This window comes from Enterobacter sp. DNB-S2 (assembly GCF_019443845.1).
Lineage (GTDB): Bacteria > Pseudomonadota > Gammaproteobacteria > Enterobacterales > Enterobacteriaceae > Enterobacter > Enterobacter asburiae_B.
Genome location: NZ_CP050520.1, coordinates 3,365,397 through 3,381,829, shown reverse-complemented (window position 1 = coordinate 3,381,829; position 16,433 = coordinate 3,365,397). Strand labels below are relative to the sequence as shown.

At 56.7% G+C, this 16,433-nt stretch carries 17 protein-coding genes; 7 read left to right on the top strand and 10 right to left on the bottom strand.

The features are described 5' to 3' along the window. The first annotated feature begins 64 nt into the window (after positions 1-64). Positions 65-880, top strand: coding sequence for a 23S rRNA (guanine(745)-N(1))-methyltransferase (gene rlmA / locus HB664_RS16105; RefSeq protein ID WP_033145829.1), 816 nt, complete (start codon positions 65-67; stop codon positions 878-880). Here the strand turns inward: rlmA and mntP are convergent. The 5 genes from mntP to manX all read right to left on the bottom strand — a co-directional run bounded on the left by mntP (position 877) and on the right by manX (position 5,031). Next, positions 877-1,443, bottom strand: a complete 567-nt coding sequence (gene mntP, locus HB664_RS16100) for a manganese efflux pump MntP (protein WP_196354253.1) — start codon at positions 1,441-1,443, stop codon at positions 877-879. The genes rlmA and mntP overlap by 4 nt on opposite strands. 398 nt (positions 1,444-1,841) lie before the next feature. After that, on the bottom strand, positions 1,842-2,300 hold the full coding sequence (locus HB664_RS16095) for a DUF986 family protein (protein ID WP_219939792.1): 459 nt from the start codon (positions 2,298-2,300) through the stop codon (positions 1,842-1,844). Between the two features lie 54 nt (positions 2,301-2,354). Continuing rightward, positions 2,355-3,206: a PTS mannose transporter subunit IID gene (locus HB664_RS16090; RefSeq protein ID WP_006810994.1), complete on the bottom strand. Its 852-nt coding sequence runs from the start codon at positions 3,204-3,206 to the stop codon at positions 2,355-2,357. A gap of 12 nt (positions 3,207-3,218) precedes the next feature. Further along, positions 3,219-4,019 carry a PTS mannose transporter subunit IIC gene (manY, locus tag HB664_RS16085; protein ID WP_008500490.1) on the bottom strand — a complete coding sequence of 267 codons (801 nt, stop codon included), beginning with the start codon at positions 4,017-4,019 and terminating at the stop codon, positions 3,219-3,221. Between the two features lie 46 nt (positions 4,020-4,065). Further along, the gene (gene manX, locus HB664_RS16080; RefSeq protein ID WP_039263635.1) at positions 4,066-5,031 is read right to left on the bottom strand and encodes a PTS mannose transporter subunit IIAB; all 966 of its coding nucleotides are present in this window, start codon (positions 5,029-5,031) and stop codon (positions 4,066-4,068) included. Positions 5,032-5,297: 266 nt separating this feature from the next. Between manX and HB664_RS23010 the strand changes: the two genes are divergently transcribed. Beyond that, the gene (locus HB664_RS23010) at positions 5,298-5,507 is read left to right on the top strand and encodes a hypothetical protein (RefSeq protein WP_375156342.1); all 210 of its coding nucleotides are present in this window, start codon (positions 5,298-5,300) and stop codon (positions 5,505-5,507) included. Beyond that, positions 5,495-7,054, top strand: a complete 1,560-nt coding sequence (gene yoaE, locus HB664_RS16075; RefSeq protein WP_033145827.1) for a CNNM family cation transport protein YoaE — start codon at positions 5,495-5,497, stop codon at positions 7,052-7,054. The genes HB664_RS23010 and yoaE overlap by 13 nt, the downstream gene beginning before the upstream one ends. A gap of 6 nt (positions 7,055-7,060) precedes the next feature. Here the strand turns inward: yoaE and HB664_RS16070 are convergent, their stop codons facing one another. From HB664_RS16070 to pabB, 4 genes are all read right to left on the bottom strand, one after another. Continuing rightward, the gene (locus tag HB664_RS16070; protein ID WP_219939791.1) at positions 7,061-8,659 is read right to left on the bottom strand and encodes a cyclic diguanylate phosphodiesterase; all 1,599 of its coding nucleotides are present in this window, start codon (positions 8,657-8,659) and stop codon (positions 7,061-7,063) included. 130 nt (positions 8,660-8,789) lie between these two features. Then, a complete protein-coding gene (gene sdaA, locus HB664_RS16065) occupies positions 8,790-10,154 on the bottom strand; it encodes an L-serine ammonia-lyase (RefSeq protein WP_039263633.1) in 1,365 nt (454 codons plus the stop codon). Between the two features lie 184 nt (positions 10,155-10,338). Next, complete coding sequence (locus HB664_RS16060) at positions 10,339-10,917, bottom strand: CoA pyrophosphatase (RefSeq protein WP_023312196.1); 579 nt, start codon at positions 10,915-10,917, stop codon at positions 10,339-10,341. A gap of 6 nt (positions 10,918-10,923) precedes the next feature. Next, complete coding sequence (gene pabB, locus HB664_RS16055; RefSeq protein ID WP_058841382.1) at positions 10,924-12,249, bottom strand: aminodeoxychorismate synthase component 1; 1,326 nt, start codon at positions 12,247-12,249, stop codon at positions 10,924-10,926. Between the two features lie 61 nt (positions 12,250-12,310). Here pabB and HB664_RS16050 point away from each other — a divergent pair, with 61 nt between their 5' ends. After that, a complete protein-coding gene (locus tag HB664_RS16050) occupies positions 12,311-12,502 on the top strand; it encodes a YoaH family protein (RefSeq protein WP_033145823.1) in 192 nt (63 codons plus the stop codon). Between the two features lie 6 nt (positions 12,503-12,508). On the opposite strand, the gene HB664_RS16045 is transcribed toward HB664_RS16050, so the two are convergent. After that, complete coding sequence (locus tag HB664_RS16045) at positions 12,509-12,853, bottom strand: RidA family protein (RefSeq protein ID WP_008500498.1); 345 nt, start codon at positions 12,851-12,853, stop codon at positions 12,509-12,511. 133 nt (positions 12,854-12,986) lie between these two features. Here HB664_RS16045 and HB664_RS16040 point away from each other — a divergent pair, with 133 nt between their 5' ends. From HB664_RS16040 to HB664_RS16030, 3 genes are all read left to right on the top strand, one after another. Beyond that, the gene (locus HB664_RS16040; protein WP_039263631.1) at positions 12,987-14,897 is read left to right on the top strand and encodes an ATP-dependent DNA helicase; all 1,911 of its coding nucleotides are present in this window, start codon (positions 12,987-12,989) and stop codon (positions 14,895-14,897) included. A gap of 66 nt (positions 14,898-14,963) precedes the next feature. Further along, positions 14,964-15,659, top strand: coding sequence for a tRNA (adenosine(37)-N6)-threonylcarbamoyltransferase complex dimerization subunit type 1 TsaB (gene tsaB / locus HB664_RS16035; RefSeq protein WP_038417432.1), 696 nt, complete (start codon positions 14,964-14,966; stop codon positions 15,657-15,659). Between the two features lie 37 nt (positions 15,660-15,696). Continuing rightward, positions 15,697-16,278 carry a Slp family lipoprotein gene (locus HB664_RS16030; RefSeq protein WP_032658483.1) on the top strand — a complete coding sequence of 194 codons (582 nt, stop codon included), beginning with the start codon at positions 15,697-15,699 and terminating at the stop codon, positions 16,276-16,278. Positions 16,279-16,433 lie beyond the last annotated feature (155 nt).

Sequence of the window (16,433 nt, the reverse complement as noted above, 5' to 3'; positions counted from 1 at the left end):
CGGGCGTTTATAACCAGGGCGAATAGCGGTACACTTCGCCCTTTGATTATGCTCCGGAGTCACCATGTCCTTCAGCTGTCCCCTTTGCCACGCCCCCCTGACGCACTCAGATAAAAGCTATACCTGTCCGCAGGGGCATCAGTTTGATATGGCAAAAGAAGGCTACGTGAATCTTCTGCCGGTGCAGCATAAGCGCTCCCGCGATCCAGGCGACAGTGCAGAGATGATGCAGGCGCGTCGTGCGTTTCTGGATGCCGGGCACTATCTGCCGCTGCGGGAGACCGTCGCGCAGATGCTGAATGACATCCTGCCGGGTTCAGCCACCGCCATGCTCGATATCGGCTGCGGGGAAGGGTACTACACCGCACGCTTTGCCCAGATCGCCCGTGAGAAGGGCGCGTTGACATTCGGTCTGGACGTGTCGAAAGTGGCCATTCGCGCGGCGGCAAAGCGTTACGCTGACGTGACGTTCTGCGTGGCATCCAGCCACCGGCTGCCGTTTGACGATGCCAGCATGGATGCGGTTATCCGTATTTACGCGCCCTGCAAGGCGGAAGAGCTGGCTCGCGTGGTGAAACCGGGCGGATGGGTAGTCACCGTAACACCGGGCCCGCGTCATCTGATGGAGCTGAAAGGGCTGATCTACGACGAAGTGCGACTGCATGCCCTTCATTCTGAACAGCTGGCCGGTTTTACCCTGAAGCAGGAGCAAACCGTGGCGTATGAAATGACGCTGAAAGGCGAAGAGGCCACCGCGCTGCTGCAGATGACGCCGTTCGCGTGGCGGGCAAAACCGGAAGTGTGGGAAGCGTTAGCTGTACAATCAATATTTAACTGCCAGACGGATTTCAGTATCCACGTCTGGCAGCGCGAAGATTAACCGGCGAAGTGTGCCCAGAGGATCTGGGCTCCAATGCCAATCAGCACAATTCCCCCCAGGATCTCGGCGCGTTTACCCAGCAGCGGGCCGATAAACCGCCCGACCATCATGCCCAGCGTGGACATGATCAGCGTTGCGCAGCCGATGGCCAACGCGGTGGCGATAATATTGACCTGCAGGAATGCCAGACCGACGCCGACGGCCATTGCATCAAGGCTGGTGGCAATCGCCGTGGTGACCAGCAGCCAGAACCCGTGGCGGTGCTGCGGCTCTTCGTCTTCATCATCACCGCCGCGAAAACCTTCAATCACCATTCGGCCGCCGAGAAACGCCAGCAGTACGAAGGCAATCCAGTGGTTCCACTCCAGCACGAACTGGCTGGCGAGCATGCCAAGTCCCCAACCGATAAGCGGCGTCAGCGTTTCGATAGCGCCAAAAATGAGGCCGGTACGCAGGGCTTCTGAGAACTTAGGTTTGTGGAGCGTGGCGCCTTTTCCGATGGAAGCCGCAAAAGCGTCCATGGACATGCCAAAAGCGAGAAGGATCGTAGCGGAGATATTCATAACAGCGTCCAGACCGGGGATATCCATATGACACATCACTGCCCCCAGTAAACAGCAGTTGATGTATCTATGGTCTCGCCTGATCGCACCGCACATAAGATGTGCGGTCAGCGAACCGTACGCGCCACGTTTTTCAACGAGTATGTTGACACGTACATTTCCTGCGAGCAGGAAATCGGCTACTCCCCAACGACGGGCGCAACCTTAACATATTTTGAGAATATAAAACAACAATGGATAAGCATTATTTAAAATGCTTGTTGATAACGATTTTCATTTGTCTTTAAGCGTGAAATTATCGTTAAAAAATAGAAAGCAAATTAACGAAAAGGATATAGCTTAGGCTATATTTCTTGCGCAAGATAAACACAGAATATAGCCATTGCTATATATCCAAGTCATTGATTTTTAAGAAGTAAATTGTATATCTTTTCCAGGCCGTCAATATTCTTCACCCGAATAAGCAGGCGGCGTTGTTCTAATTGCATCACCAGCACACCGTCTTCGGATAAATTTATCTCTTTAATACGGTTATATTCTATCCACACATTGGCGAAGAAAAATCCGCGGGATTTAAAAATGATTTTCGGCGTGCGGATCCAGAACAGATAAACCGCCATTAATGCCAGCGCACATAATAACCATGTGGTTAATATTGCACCATGACTGGTGACGTTATTGTAAATAAGAATAACGATGAGACCCGCGAAGATAAACGCATCTACGCGCCCGCGTCGCAGAAGGGGAAGGGAGAGCAGCGTCTCGCCGTGACGGCGGGGCATGATGAACTCGTCATAGATCGCGTAAGCCAGAAGGGCAGCAATAAATAAAACCAGTACGATGTCCGTGACAGCCATTCATCCTCCAGATAAAAAAACCGGGGGCAAGCCCCCGGCCTATAGCATTGAAACTTACAGACCCAGCAGGCCGACTGCGTAGCCCGCGATACCGATGACGAAGAAGCCAACGATAATCCACAGCGGGTTTACTTTCTTACGCAGCAGCCACATGCAGGCGAAGGTCAACAGCAGCGGTACCAGGCCCGGCATCAGCTGGTCCAGAATCGTTTGTACAGTGGTGACGCGCGTCTGACCATCCTGCCCGGTGATGGTCGATACCACCAGCGGGATGTTCACGTGCGTCCACTTGTTAACCAGCGCCCCCATGACAAACAGGCCGAGGATTGACGCCCCCTCAGTCAGTTTCTGCAGGAAGCCGCCGCCCATGTCCTTAACGATGTCCACCCCTTTACGGTAGCCGTAGGCCACACCGTAGTAACGGGTCAGCAGGCGCACGGCGTTGAACAGGATGAAGAACAGCAGCGGGCCAAGCAGGCTGCCGCTCATCGCGATACCGGCACCCAGCGCCGCGAAGACCGGACGCACGGTACCCCAGAAGATTGGGTCACCGACACCGGCCAGCGGACCCATCAGGCCGACTTTGATACCGTTGATGGCACCGTCGTCAATCTCTGCGCCGTTCGCACGTTGTTCTTCCATCGCCAGCGTTACGCCCAGAACCGGAGCCGCTACGTAAGGATGGGTGTTAAAGAATTCCAGGTGACGCTTGATCGCCTGACGGCGCGCTTCGTTGTTTTCCGGGTACAGGCGCTTGATCGCCGGCACCATGGAGAAGCAGAAGCCCAGCGCCTGCATACGTTCGAAGTTCCATGAACCCTGAAACAGGTTAGAACGGATGAACACGCCACGAATATCACCCGGAGTGAGTTTTTTCTCGGTGGTAGTTTTTGTCATATCAACCATTTCGCTCACCTGCTAGTCCAGTTCGTTATCGAGATCGTTGTTACCAGCAGCCTGCGCTGGGGCACCCGCGACGCGGTTATATTTCGGGCTGAGCTGGATGTAGAGAATCGCCATTACCGCACCAATCACACCCAGTGCAACCAGGTTGAAGTTGGTGAAGGCAGCGGTCACGAAGCCGAGGTAGAAGAACGGCATCAGATAGCCTGCGCGCATCATGTTGATGACCATCGCATAACCGACGACCACGATCATGCCGCCCGCGATGTTCAGACCGCCGGTGACCACTTCTGGAATGGCGTTCAGCATGCTCTGCACTTCACTGGTACCAACAGAGATCGCCACGATAACCGCCGGGATCGCGATACGCATCGCCTGCAGGAACAGGGATGAAACGTGGATCCACGACAGTGCCGTGAGGTTGCCGTTTTCGGCCGCCTTATCCGCCGCGTGCTGGAAGGCAACGGTGATAGTACGAACGATGATGGTCAGAACCTGGCCTGCTGCAGCCAGCGGTATCGCCAGGGCGATACCGGCACCAATACTCTGGTGACCAGCAATAACCAGAACGGTCGAAATGATAGAGGCCAGCGCCGCATCGGGCGCAACCGCTGCGCCGATGTTCATCCAGCCCAGGGCGATCATTTCCAGGGTACCACCGATGATGATACCGGTTTTCATGTCACCCAGAACGGCCCCAATCAGCGTACAGGCCACCAGAGGGCGGTGGAACTGAAATTCATCAAGTACGGATTCCATACCCGCAATACATGCGACGACGAACACCAGCACAATCTGAAGAGTGGTAATCTCCATTGCACTTCTCCTATTACATAAACTTTATATGAGAACCGGCGCGGGCTTATTTCCCAACTTTGCCGATCAAATCCATCATTTTCAGTTTTTGATCCGTAGAAACCTTACGGGCTTCCAGTTCAATACCGCGCGCATTCAGCTTGTTGAATGCCTCGATATCTTTCGCATCGACTGAAATGGCGTTGTTGACCTGCGTTTTGCCCTGACGGAATGCCATACCACCGATGTTCACGGAGGTGATTTTCACGCCGCCTTCAACAATGCGCTCAACGTCTGTCGGGTTAGTGAACAGGAGCATCACGCGTTCACCGGCATATTTCGGGTTGTTGTAAACGCGGATCATCTTGGCGACATCCACGACGTGCGCGGTAACGCCAGGAGGAGCAACCTGAGTCAGAAGGGTTTTACGAACGGTATCGGCGGCAACTTCGTCGCTGACCACGATAATGCGTCGAACGTTGGTCTCTTTGGTCCAGCGCGTGGCGACCTGGCCGTGGATTAAGCGGTCATCAATACGCGCAAGGCCGATGACCATGTAATCGTTCGGGCCCATCGGTTTTGCCGGTGCTGCCGCTTTAGGTGCCGCTGCAGATGCAGGGGCAGGTTTTTCAACCGGCTGCGCTTTCAGGGCTTTTACCCCTTCGCGACCGGTTTCAACGGCCAGCGCCACCAGCTCATCGAACGCCGGATTGTCGTCGCGCGCCATGAAGGTTTCCACCAGCATGGGAATATTAACCCCGGCGACAACTTCATAGTGCTCTTTATCGACGACAATGCGGCTGGCGGCATTGAACGGGCTGCCGCCCCATGTATCAACGAGAAACAGCACGCCTTTGCTGGTATCCAGCTTCGCGAGTTGAGCGTTGTACTTCTCTATCAGCGTCTCGGCGTTTTCACCGGGAACGAAATCGATCCAGCCGACGTTTTCCTGCTCGCCCAACAGCATCTCTGCCGTTTTGAGTAGCTGCTCAGCAGCCCAACCATGTGTGCCTATGACAATAGCAATGGTCACTTGCTACCTCCTTTTATTATCATTAATACGCCTGCCAGGCAGCCGTACTGAGAATCGTATTGGCGAACCGAATCGATTCAGATAAGGGTTAGAGTTCAAAAAAACTAAGACTTCCGCGAATTATTTTAGATAGTGAAAAAATAATTTATGTGATGAAGATCCGTAATTTAGCCACGCGTTACAGATTTATCTGTAGCGTAAAGCAGCTGTGTTACAGAACTTTGCAAAGGAACGTAAATCTTTGCTAAAAACACAGTGTCTCTGATATGTTTAGCCTCCGTTTAATCGTTCAGGAGTATAGGGTTACACCCCACTATATGGACCGTCACCGACGTCAGTCATCAACCAGGCCATTTCGCGCCTTATTCACCGGCGATCCTCGCCACGTATCGACTCTGTTTACCTCTGTTTTGCCCACGTTGATTGGGGCACCGTTTCGTCATTCCTTTAGCAGGAGCTTGTCATGGAATTCTTAATGGACCCGTCAATCTGGGTGGGATTGCTCACGCTGGTGGTGCTGGAGATTGTTCTCGGCATTGATAACCTGGTGTTTATCGCCATCCTTGCGGACAAACTGCCGCCAAAACAGCGTGATAAAGCGCGTCTGATTGGTCTCTCGCTGGCGCTGGTTATGCGACTGGGGCTGCTCTCCGTCATCTCCTGGATGGTCACGCTGACCAAACCGCTGTTCTCCGTCATGGATTACACCTTCTCCGGGCGTGATTTAATCATGCTGATCGGGGGGATATTCCTGCTTTTCAAAGCGACGACGGAGCTACACGAGCGGCTGGAAAACCGTCAGCACGATGATGGGCACGGTAAAGGCTATGCCAGCTTCTGGGTGGTGGTGCTGCAGATCGTGGTGCTTGATGCAGTCTTCTCGCTGGATGCGGTGATCACGGCGGTCGGCATGGTGAATCATCTGCCGGTAATGATGGCGGCTGTTGTCATTGCGATGGCGGTCATGCTGCTGGCCTCGAAGCCGCTGACGCGCTTCGTCAACCAGCATCCGACTGTGGTCGTGCTGTGTCTGAGCTTCCTGCTGATGATTGGTCTGAGCCTGGTGGCGGAAGGTTTTGGCTTCCATATTCCGAAAGGCTACCTGTACGCCGCGATTGGCTTCTCGATTCTGATCGAGCTGTTCAACCAGATTGCGCGCCGTAACTTTATTAAGCAGCAGTCGAATCAGCCGCTGCGCGCCCGTACCGCAGACGCGATTCTGCGCCTGATGGGCGGTCGTCGTCAGGTGAACGTCCAGTCTGATTCCGAAAACCATAACCCGGTTCCGGTCCCGGAAGGGGCGTTTGTGGAACAAGAGCGCTACATGATCAACGGCGTGCTCTCCCTGGCCTCCCGTTCGCTGCGCGGCATCATGACGCCGCGCGGGGAGATCAGCTGGGTTGATGCAAATCTAAGCGTCGATGAAATTCGCCAGCAGCTGCTCTCTTCTCCGCACAGCCTGTTCCCGGTGTGTCGCGGAGAGCTGGATGAGATCATCGGCGTCGTGCGGGCAAAAGAGATGCTGGTGGCCCTGGAAGAGGGCGTGAACGTGGAAGCCGTTGCTGCCGCGTCGCCTGCGATTGTCGTGCCGGAAACGCTGGATCCTATCAACCTGCTCGGGGTGCTGCGCCGCGCTCGCGGTAGCTTTGTTATCGTCACCAACGAGTTTGGCGTGGTGCAGGGGCTGGTCACGCCGCTGGACGTACTGGAAGCGATTGCCGGTGAATTCCCGGATGCCGACGAAACGCCTGAGATCGTTGCCGACGGTGAAGGCTGGCTGGTTAAAGGTACCACCGACCTGCACGCGCTCTCGCACACGCTGGGGCTGGAAAACGTGATCAACGATGAAGAAGACATCGCGACCGTTGCCGGTCTGGTGATCGCCGTTAACGGGCAAATCCCGCGCGTCGGCGATGTGATCGAGCTGGCGCCGCTGCACATTACAATCGTTGAAGCCAACGACTATCGCGTTGATATGGTTCGCATTGTTAAAGAACAATCTGCCCACGACGAAGATGAGTAAGCCGGCTTAGCGCAGCGGCATTAACGGCACGATGTGCCCGTTATGATGCGCTGGCGGGGATGAACTTCCCGCCAGCCACTTCGGAAAATCCCGTAGCGGCATGGGCCGCGCATAGAAAAACCCCTGCAGGACAGGCACGCCATGGCGGCGCAAGTAGCGCGCCTGCTCCTCCGTCTCGACCCCTTCAGCAACCAGTTCGATATTCAGCCGCTGACCCAGCGCAATAATCATATCCGTCACCGTCGAGTTCACGGCGTCGGTACCGATGGCGGTGGTAAACGACTGGTCGATTTTCAGCACGTCCGGGTGCAGCTTTTCAAGCCAGGAGAGGGAGCTGTTCCCGGTACCAAAATCGTCGATGGCGAGCTTCACCCCTTTGCGATGCAGTTCGCGCACGATGCGATAATCCGCATCCAGCAGCGCATCCCGTTCCGTGAGTTCAATCACCAGCTGCTGGCGCGGACCGGCGCTGAACCAGAGGCGGTTCAGGTCCTGTATCAATGCCGCGTGACGAAAATGGCTGGCGGCGACGTTAATACCAATGTGAAAACCGGCGCTGGAAGGGAAGTAGCCTATCTGGCGCACCGTTTCGGCGATGACATAGCGGGTCAGGGGGACAATCTGGTTATGTTCTTCTGCCAGCGGGATAAACACCTCCGGGGTGATCCAACCCTGACGGGGGTTATTCCAGCGCAGCAGGATCTCCACGCCGGTGCACGCCCGGGTACGGGCATTCACCAGCGGCTGGCAGAAAAGCTCAAATTCCCGCGCCGCAATGCCCATATCGATCTCCCACGTAAAGCTCATCCGGTTTGCCGTTGCCAGCCAGGCGAGATAGCCCAGCAGCAGGCTGAGCATCAGCCCCAGCGGCAGCTGGGCTGGCAGGCTTTTTAAAGCTAATTCTCCAGGGCCTGGCCCGCTGACCGTAATGGTAAAAGGGTTTCGGGTTGACGATTGCTGGAAAAGAGAGCCCCCCTCATCAAACGTCATGCTGTCGCTGACGCGTTGTCCATAGCGCAGAAAGCGATCGCCTACGGTCAGCGCCACGTCATTGATGAGCGGGCGCTGGGGCTCGAGGATCATTTTGGCGATCAGGTCGATATTGATGATCTCGATAACGCCTGCTTCACCGTCCTGTGAGACGGGATACCACTGGATCAATATCGGGCTACCCTTAAGCAGCCACTGATCGCTCGATAAAATCAGCTTCGCCGTGCTGGCGGGTAATTCTTTCAGGAAGTCGCGAACGGGCACATTGCGGCTCCCGAAAATACTTGAGCAATACAGGATACCCTCGTTAATCAGGGCGATGGAGCGTACCGTCTGCAAAATGGCGGCCTGCTTTCGCAGCGCCAGGTGCGCCTGCGGGCAGGGCTGCCCTACCAGGGGCTGCAGCACGCTGCGGCGGTTCTCTAAAGAAAGCAGGACGTTATCAAGGGCGCGAACGGTATGGCTGGTAAAATCGAAGATCCGCTGTTGGTTAACATTGCGCTGTGAAATAAAGCGAATGCCTAACGTCAGGATGAGAGTGAGGAGCGCAACCGTGACACAGACGATAACGCGTTTTCGGCGATAGTTTTTAATGATCGTTTGTGCAGTTTGCATGAACGGTCGCCTGATAAGCCACCAGCCACAAAAGCCGGACGCAACAGTAAAAGTGTAGTGGGGAAAGCAGAAGGAGACGAGAAAGAAGAGGGAAATTCGCCCATCCGTTGCAGATGGGCGAAAGGCAGTATTAGTCGCACTGCACCTTAATGGCCAGGCCACCGCGGGACGTCTCGCGGTATTTCGCGTTCATGTCCTTGCCGGTTTCGTACATGGTTTCAATCACCTTATCCAGCGATACGCGAGGTTCGCTGGTACGGCGCATCGCCATACGTGAGGCGTTGATGGCTTTCACAGAGGCAATCGCGTTACGCTCGATGCACGGCACCTGCACCTGGCCCGCGACCGGGTCACAGGTCAGACCGAGGTTATGTTCCATACCGATTTCCGCCGCCACGCAGACCTGCTCAGGGCTTGCGCCCAGCAGCTCTGCCAGACCTGCCGCCGCCATGGAGCAGGCAACGCCCACTTCACCCTGACAGCCCACTTCCGCACCGGAGATGGAGGCGTTCATTTTGTACAGCGCACCGATGGCACCTGCCGCAAGGAAATAGCGGATGTAGATGTCCGGCGTCACGGGTTCAATAAAGTGATCGTAATACGCCAGCACTGCCGGAACGATACCGCACGCACCGTTGGTTGGCGCCGTCACGACGCGGCCACCGGCGGCGTTCTCTTCGTTAACCGCCAGGGCAAACATGTTTACCCAGTCGACCACGTTCATCGGGTCGTTGGAGAACTTGTCCGTGGTCACCAGCATACGGCGCAGGGCAGAGGCACGACGCGGTACGCGCAGTGGACCCGGCAGAACGCCTTCGGTGTTCATCCCGCGGTCGATACAGGCGCGCATGGTTTGCCAGACGTTCGCAAAATAGTCTTCAATCTCTTTTTTGCTGTGCAGGGCCAGTTCGTTCTGCATCACCATGCCGGACAGTGAAAGACCGGTCTCTTTGCAGTAGCCCAGCATTTCTGTAGCCGATTTGAACGGGTAAGGTACGCTGACGTCGCCGACGCTGTCTTTGCCAAAATGCTCTTCATCCACGATGAAGCCACCGCCGATGGAGTAGTACGTTTTGCTGTAAATCTCTTTTTCACTGCTGTAAGCGTGAATGGTCATGCCGTTTTCATGCAGCGGCAGGTTGTCGCTGCGAAAACGCATGCCGTCATCCTGCGGGAAATCGACTTCCTGCTGGCCGTTTGCCAGCAGCAGGCGGCCGCGTGTTTCCACGTCGCGGATGAATGCCGGGATGGCATCAATATCTACGGTATCCGGCATATTGCCTGCCAGACCCATAATAATGGCGATATCGGTGTGGTGGCCTTTACCCGTTAATGACAGCGAGCCGTAAACATCCACGGCGACACGGGTAACGCTTTCCAGTAATCCTTTTTCGACCAGATCATCGACGAACTGTTTACCGGCCTTCATCGGGCCAACAGTATGGGAAGACGAAGGGCCAATTCCCACTTTGAACATGTCGAATATACTAATCACTTTCACACTCCTGACAGGGTTACCGGGGTTCCAGTAACGATGTTATAACTGCGCATAGTGTAAGAGGGAACACCGACCTCGGCTTAACTATTCACATGAATTAAACTAATGGTTAACGATGGGTTTTGCTAATAGCGCGACGCGGATCGCAAACCTGCGAAAAAGGGTGGAATGTAAAGTATAGTCAAGGTTTCAGGCCGATTTGCAGCGCCAGTTCGCGAATGATGCCCGCCGTCATGCCCCAGACAAAATAATGCTGATACCAGGACAACCAGACCCGATGGTCATGCCCGCGACGATGGATATCGAGCGGATGATAACGGCTGAGCCGGAGCGCCTCTTCGAGCGGCATTTCAAACACCGCAGAGACTTCATCGACGCTGGCATGATACTGCAGGCCAGGCGGGATAATGCCGACCACCGGCGTGACCTGAAAACCGGTAACGCTGTCGACGGGCGGCAGCACGCCAATGACCTCAACGGCCTCCGGCGGAATGGCAACCTCTTCCTGCGCTTCCCGCAGCGCGGCGGCAATCAGCGAGGCGTCGGAGCTGTCTACTGCGCCACCCGGAAAGGCGACCTGACCCGCGTGCTTGCGTAGATGGGGAGAACGCTGGGTGAGCAGCAGGCCCGGCTGCGCGCGACGCACGACCGGGATCAGCACGGCCGCCTGACGCTGGTTCAGCGCTTCGCGGTTGACCTGCGGTCGTAATAGCTGAAAGCGAGATAAAAAATCGTCCAGCGTCAGGTTCTCTTTTTCCACCCGTGATTACTCCAGTTGTTTCAGGATACGGTTAACTTTATCAAAGGTTTCCTGATATTCCGCATCGACCTGGCTATCGGCAACAATGCCGCCCCCGGCCGAGCAGTAAAGGTTTCCGTCGCAGGCCGTCAGCGTGCGTATGGTAATGCTGGTATCCATGGTGCCGCACAGGCTGATATAGCCGATGCTGCCGCACCAGGCGTTGCGGCGGTGCGGCTCCAGCTCGTCAATGATCTCCATCGCCCGCACCTTTGGCGCGCCGGTGATGGAGCCACCCGGGAACGCGGCGCGGAGCAGATCGCAGGCGGTGCGAGAGGCGGGTAGACGCGCGGTTATGGTACTGACCAGATGATGCACCGCCGGGAAAGGCTCGACGACAAACAGTTCCGGCACGCGCACGCTGCCCGGTTCGGCGACGCGGCCAATGTCGTTACGCATCAGATCGACAATCATCAGGTTCTCGGCGCGGTCTTTCGGCGAGGCGGCGAGCTTTTCCGCCTGCTGGCGATCGGCATCGGGGTCCGCAAGACGCGGTAACGTGCCTTTAATCGGACGGGTTTGAATCGTACCCTCGGCCAGATGGATAAAGCGCTCGGGTGACAGGCTGAGTATGGCCCCCTGTTCCAGACGGACAAACGCGCTGAACGGCGCCTTGTTGCTGGCGTTAAGACGGGTAAACGCCTGCCACTCATCTCCCCGGTATGTCGACTGGAAGCGCTGGGCGAGGTTAACCTGGTAGCAGTCACCGCTTTGCAGGTACGCCTGAACGCGCGCGAATTTTTCGGCATACTCCGCTGCGGTCATGTTCGAGCGCCAGCCAGAGGTAAGGGTAAACGTCTCTGCCGGGGCAGGCCGTTGCGCCTCCAGCCACGCCAGACGCGCCTGCACGTCATGATGGCTCAGCAGGGAAACCGTTTTTTTCTGATGATCGACAATTAACGCCCAGTCATACAGCCCCACGGCCATGTCTGGCAGGGAAATATCAGCCTGCGCATGCTCCGGCAGCGTTTCGAAACGGCGACCCAGATCGTAGCCAAACAGACCCAGCGCGCCCCCCTGAAAAGGGAGGTCCGGGTTCGGCGCGGCAGATAAGCCCAGCGCGTTAATGGCCTGCTGCAGCTGCTTCAGGGGATCGTCCGTTAACGACAGGTCATCGGTTGTCAGCGTCTTTAGCGGATCGGCCACCAGAATATCGAAGCGGCTATAGGGATGGTCCGCATGGCCAGAATGCAGCAGCATCGCAAACGGAAGATGGCTCAGGCGGGCAAACCAGAATTCAGCGGCGTCTGCACGCCAGGGCAAGGTAATAACAGTGGGGAAGCGCATGTTCATGTGTGGCATACTACCGGGCAGCGTGAAATAATTAGCGCGAATAATTTAGCAGGAGTTGACGATGTTTGCAGGTTTACCTTCTCTGAGCCATGAACAGCAGCAGAAAGCGGTTGAGCGAATTCAGGAACTGATGTCCCAGGGGATGAGCAGCGGACAGGCGATTACGGTTGTCGCCGAGGAGATTCGCGCCAGTCATTCCGGCGAGCGGATCGTGGCGCGATTCGAAGATGAAGATGAAGATCCAGAAGAGTAATCGGGCTTACACCGCCGCGATAATCTTAATCTCTACCTTATATTCCGGCTTCATCAGCGTGGCCTGGACGGTACAGCGTACAGGCGCGTGACCCGCCACCACCCATGCATCCCAGGCTTTGTTCATCGCCGCGAAATCATCTTTGTTTGCCAGGAAAATCGTCGCATCCAGAATGCGGGATTTGTCGCTGCCCTGTTTTTCCAGCACCGCGTCAATCTGCGCCAGGGTGTTAGCCGTCTGCTCGAACGCATCCGCATCCAGGTTAGCCGGTACGCCGGTGTAGTAGAGCGTCTGGTTATGGATCACCACATCAGACCAGCGTGCTTCGGCATCAATGCGCACAATTGTCATAAACGTTTCCTCGTTATTTTTCGTCGTCAGGCGGCAAGACTGCCATATTGTTCTCCTGTCGTCACTATTTGGGGTGGCACAGGAGAGGTTGGGCTGACATAATCCCTGTGCAAAAATACAGTGAGAGAGCACCGTGGCAGACGATTTTTCCCCTGAAGGTCAATTAGCGCAGGCTATTCCCGGCTTCAAGCCCCGTGAACCTCAGCGCCAGATGGCGCACGCCGTTGCACGCGCCATCGATAAGGCTCAGCCGCTGGTGGTCGAAGCCGGAACCGGCACGGGTAAAACGTATGCTTACCTTGCTCCGGCGCTGCGCGCGAAGAAGAAGGTGATTATTTCCACCGGTTCGAAGGCGCTGCAGGATCAGCTCTACAGCCGCGATTTGCCCACGGTGGCGAAAGCGCTGAAATACAAGGGGCGTCTGGCCCTGCTGAAGGGGCGCTCCAACTATCTCTGCCTGGAACGTCTTGAGCAGCAGGCGCTGGCGGGCGGTGACCTGCCGGTGCAAACCCTCAGCGACGTCATTATCCTTCGCGCCTGGGCGAACCAGACCGAAGAGGGCGATATCAGCACCTGCGCGAGCGTGCCGGAAGACTCGCCTGCCTGGCCGCTGGTGACAAGCACCAACGACAACTGCCTCGGCAGCGACTGCCCGCTGTATAAAGACTGCTTTGTAGTGAAAGCGCGCAAAACGGCGATGGACGCGGATGTGGTGGTGGTGAACCACCATCTGTTCCTCGCGGATATGGTCGTCAAGGACAGCGGTTTCGGCGAGCTGATCCCGGAGGCGGACGTGATGATCTTCGACGAAGCCCACCAGCTTCCGGACATTGCCAGCCAGTACTTCGGTCAGTCGCTTTCCAGCCGCCAGCTTCAGGATCTGGCGAAAGATTTCACCATCGCTTACCGGACCGAACTCAAAGATACCCAGCAGCTGCAGAAGTGCGCCGACCGTCTTGCCCAAAGCGCGCAGGATTTCCGCTTACAGCTTGGTGAGCCGGGCTATCGCGGTAACCTGCGCGAGCTGCTGGCGGACAAAAACATCCAGCGCGCGCTGTTGCTGCTCGATGATGCCCTCGAACTCTGCTACGACGTGGCAAAACTGTCGCTTGGCCGTTCCGCGCTGCTGGATGCGGCCTTCGAACGCGCCACGCTCTATCGCGGGCGGCTCAAACGGCTGAAAGAGATTAACCAGCCGGGGTTCAGCTACTGGTATGAGTGCACCTCGCGGCATTTCACCCTGGCGCTCACGCCGCTGACGGTAGCGGATAAGTTTAAAGAGGTGATGGCGCAAAAACCGGGAAGCTGGATCTTCACCTCGGCAACCCTGTCGGTGAATGACGATCTGCATCACTTCACGGAACGTCTTGGCATTGAGGATGCGGAATCGCTGCTCCTGCCGAGCCCGTTCGATTACGAAAAACAGGCGCTGCTTTGCGTGCCTCGTAATCTGCCGCTGCCGAACCAGCCGGGGGCGGCGCGCCACCTGGCCGCGATGTTAAAACCGATGATCGAGGCCAACAACGGCCGCTGCTTTATGCTCTGCACCTCTCACGCCATGATGCGTGACCTCGCCGAGCAGTTCCGCGCCACCATGACGCTGCCGGTGCTGCTGCAGGGTGAAACCAGTAAAGGCCAGCTGTTACAGCAGTTTGTCAGCGCCGGAAATGCCCTGCTGGTGGCAACCAGCAGCTTCTGGGAAGGGGTGGACGTGCGCGGCGATACGCTCTCGCTGGTAATTATTGATAAGCTGCCGTTTACCTCTCCGGACGATCCGCTGCTGAAGGCGCGCATGGAAGACTGCCGTCTGCGCGGGGGCGATCCTTTCGATGAGGTACAGCTGCCGGATGCGGTGATTACGCTCAAGCAGGGGGTAGGGCGATTGATCCGCGACGTTACCGATCGCGGGGTGCTGGTCATTTGCGATAACCGGCTGGTGATGCGCCCTTACGGAGCGACCTTCCTTGCCAGCCTGCCGCCCGCACCGCGGACGCGGGACATAAAACGCGCGGTGCGTTTCCTGGCAAACCCAACGGCGGAGTAATTTACCCCGGAGTGTGCTAAGATGCGCGCCATTTTGTGACTGACCCTTGCGAGAGCGCGACGACTGATGCGAATTCTGGCTATTGATACCGCGACAGAGGCTTGCTCTGTCGCTCTGTTGAACGACGGTGCTGTTTCTGCTCATTTCGAAGAGTGCCCACGGGAACACACCCAACGCATTCTGCCCCTGGTAAAAGCCATTTTAACCCAGGGCAACACCTCCTTAACCGACCTCGATGCGCTGGCCTTTGGCCGTGGCCCCGGCAGCTTTACGGGCGTACGTATCGGGATTGGCATTGCGCAGGGGCTGGCGCTGGGCGCCGAACTGCCGATGATCGGCGTCTCTACGCTTGCCACCATGGCGCAGGGCGCATGGCGCATGACCGGGGCAACGCGCGTGCTGGCCGCGATTGATGCCCGCATGGGCGAAGTTTACTGGGCCGAATACACCCGCGACGAGCAGGGCGTGTGGCACGGCGAAGAGACGGAAGCCGTGCTCAAGCCGGAAGCGGTCACTGAGCGGCTGCAGCAGCTCTCCGGCGAGTGGGCAACCGTCGGCACCGGCTGGCCGGCGTGGCCAGACATGGCAAACGACACCGGGGTGACGCTGGTGGACGGCAACATGCTGCTGCCGGCTGCGGAAGACATGCTTCCGATTGCCTGCCAGCTGCTCGCGGCAGGAAAAACCGTTGCCGTTGAACACGCGGAGCCGGTTTATTTGCGAAACACCGTTGCGTGGAAGAAACTTCCGGGCCGCGAGTGAATCTCAGTAACAGGAACTGAGAAAAAGGAGTCGCATCATGGCGGTTCAGACTAAAGTAGTACGCCTTATTATGGCAGGCGCGGTTGCCATAGCACTGAGCGGATGCGTTTCCGTTCCTGATGCGATTAAGGGCAGCAGCCCGACGCCACAGCAGGATCTGGTTCGGGTGATGAATGCGCCTGAGCTGTACGTCGGCCAGGAAGCGCGCTTTGGCGGTAAGGTCATCGACGTACAAAACCAGCAGGGGAAAACCCGCCTGGAGATCGCGACCGTTCCGCTGGACAGCGGCGCGCGGCCGGTACTGGGTGAGGCCTCTCGCGGGCGTATCTATGCGGACGTCAGCGGTTTCCTCGATCCGGTCGATTTTCGCGGGCAGCTGGTGACCGTCGTCGGGCCGATTACCGGCGCCGTGCAGGGCAAAATCGGCAGCACGCCGTATAAATTTATGACCATGCAGGTCAACGGGTATAAACGCTGGCGGCTGGCACAGCAGGTGATCATGCCGCCTCAGCCGATGGATCCGTGGATGTGGGGTCCACATCCTTATCGTTACGGCTACCCGGGCTGGGGCTGGTATAACCCGGGTCCTGCACAGGTTCAGACGATCGTTACTGAGTAACTTACTGTTATTGTTAGAAAAGAGACAGCGGCTCAGCCGCTGTCTCTGTTTTTTTACGGATAAAACGAAAAAAAAGAGTGACGCGCTTCGCAACCTTAAATCTGAACAATTAATAAACTGGTACGCTGAGTTAATATAATGTTAACAAACTGTTT

Bases quoted from the DNA above. Each gene is read 5' to 3' on its own strand.
- rlmA (WP_033145829.1), top strand. From the start codon at position 65: ATGTCCTTCAGCTGTCCCCTTTGCCACGCCCCCCTGACGCACTCAGAT.
- mntP (WP_196354253.1), bottom strand. From the start codon at position 1,443: ATGAATATCTCCGCTACGATCCTTCTCGCTTTTGGCATGTCCATGGAC.
- HB664_RS16095 (WP_219939792.1), bottom strand. From the start codon at position 2,300: ATGGCTGTCACGGACATCGTACTGGTTTTATTTATTGCTGCCCTTCTG.
- HB664_RS16090 (WP_006810994.1), bottom strand. From the start codon at position 3,206: ATGGTTGATATGACAAAAACTACCACCGAGAAAAAACTCACTCCGGGT.
- manY (WP_008500490.1), bottom strand. From the start codon at position 4,019: ATGGAGATTACCACTCTTCAGATTGTGCTGGTGTTCGTCGTCGCATGT.
- HB664_RS23010 (WP_375156342.1), top strand. From the start codon at position 5,298: ATGTTTAGCCTCCGTTTAATCGTTCAGGAGTATAGGGTTACACCCCAC.
- yoaE (WP_033145827.1), top strand. From the start codon at position 5,495: ATGGAATTCTTAATGGACCCGTCAATCTGGGTGGGATTGCTCACGCTG.
- HB664_RS16070 (WP_219939791.1), bottom strand. From the start codon at position 8,659: ATGCAAACTGCACAAACGATCATTAAAAACTATCGCCGAAAACGCGTT.
- pabB (WP_058841382.1), bottom strand. From the start codon at position 12,249: ATGAACATGCGCTTCCCCACTGTTATTACCTTGCCCTGGCGTGCAGAC.
- HB664_RS16050 (WP_033145823.1), top strand. From the start codon at position 12,311: ATGTTTGCAGGTTTACCTTCTCTGAGCCATGAACAGCAGCAGAAAGCG.
- HB664_RS16045 (WP_008500498.1), bottom strand. From the start codon at position 12,853: ATGACAATTGTGCGCATTGATGCCGAAGCACGCTGGTCTGATGTGGTG.
- tsaB (WP_038417432.1), top strand. From the start codon at position 14,964: ATGCGAATTCTGGCTATTGATACCGCGACAGAGGCTTGCTCTGTCGCT.
- HB664_RS16030 (WP_032658483.1), top strand. From the start codon at position 15,697: ATGGCGGTTCAGACTAAAGTAGTACGCCTTATTATGGCAGGCGCGGTT.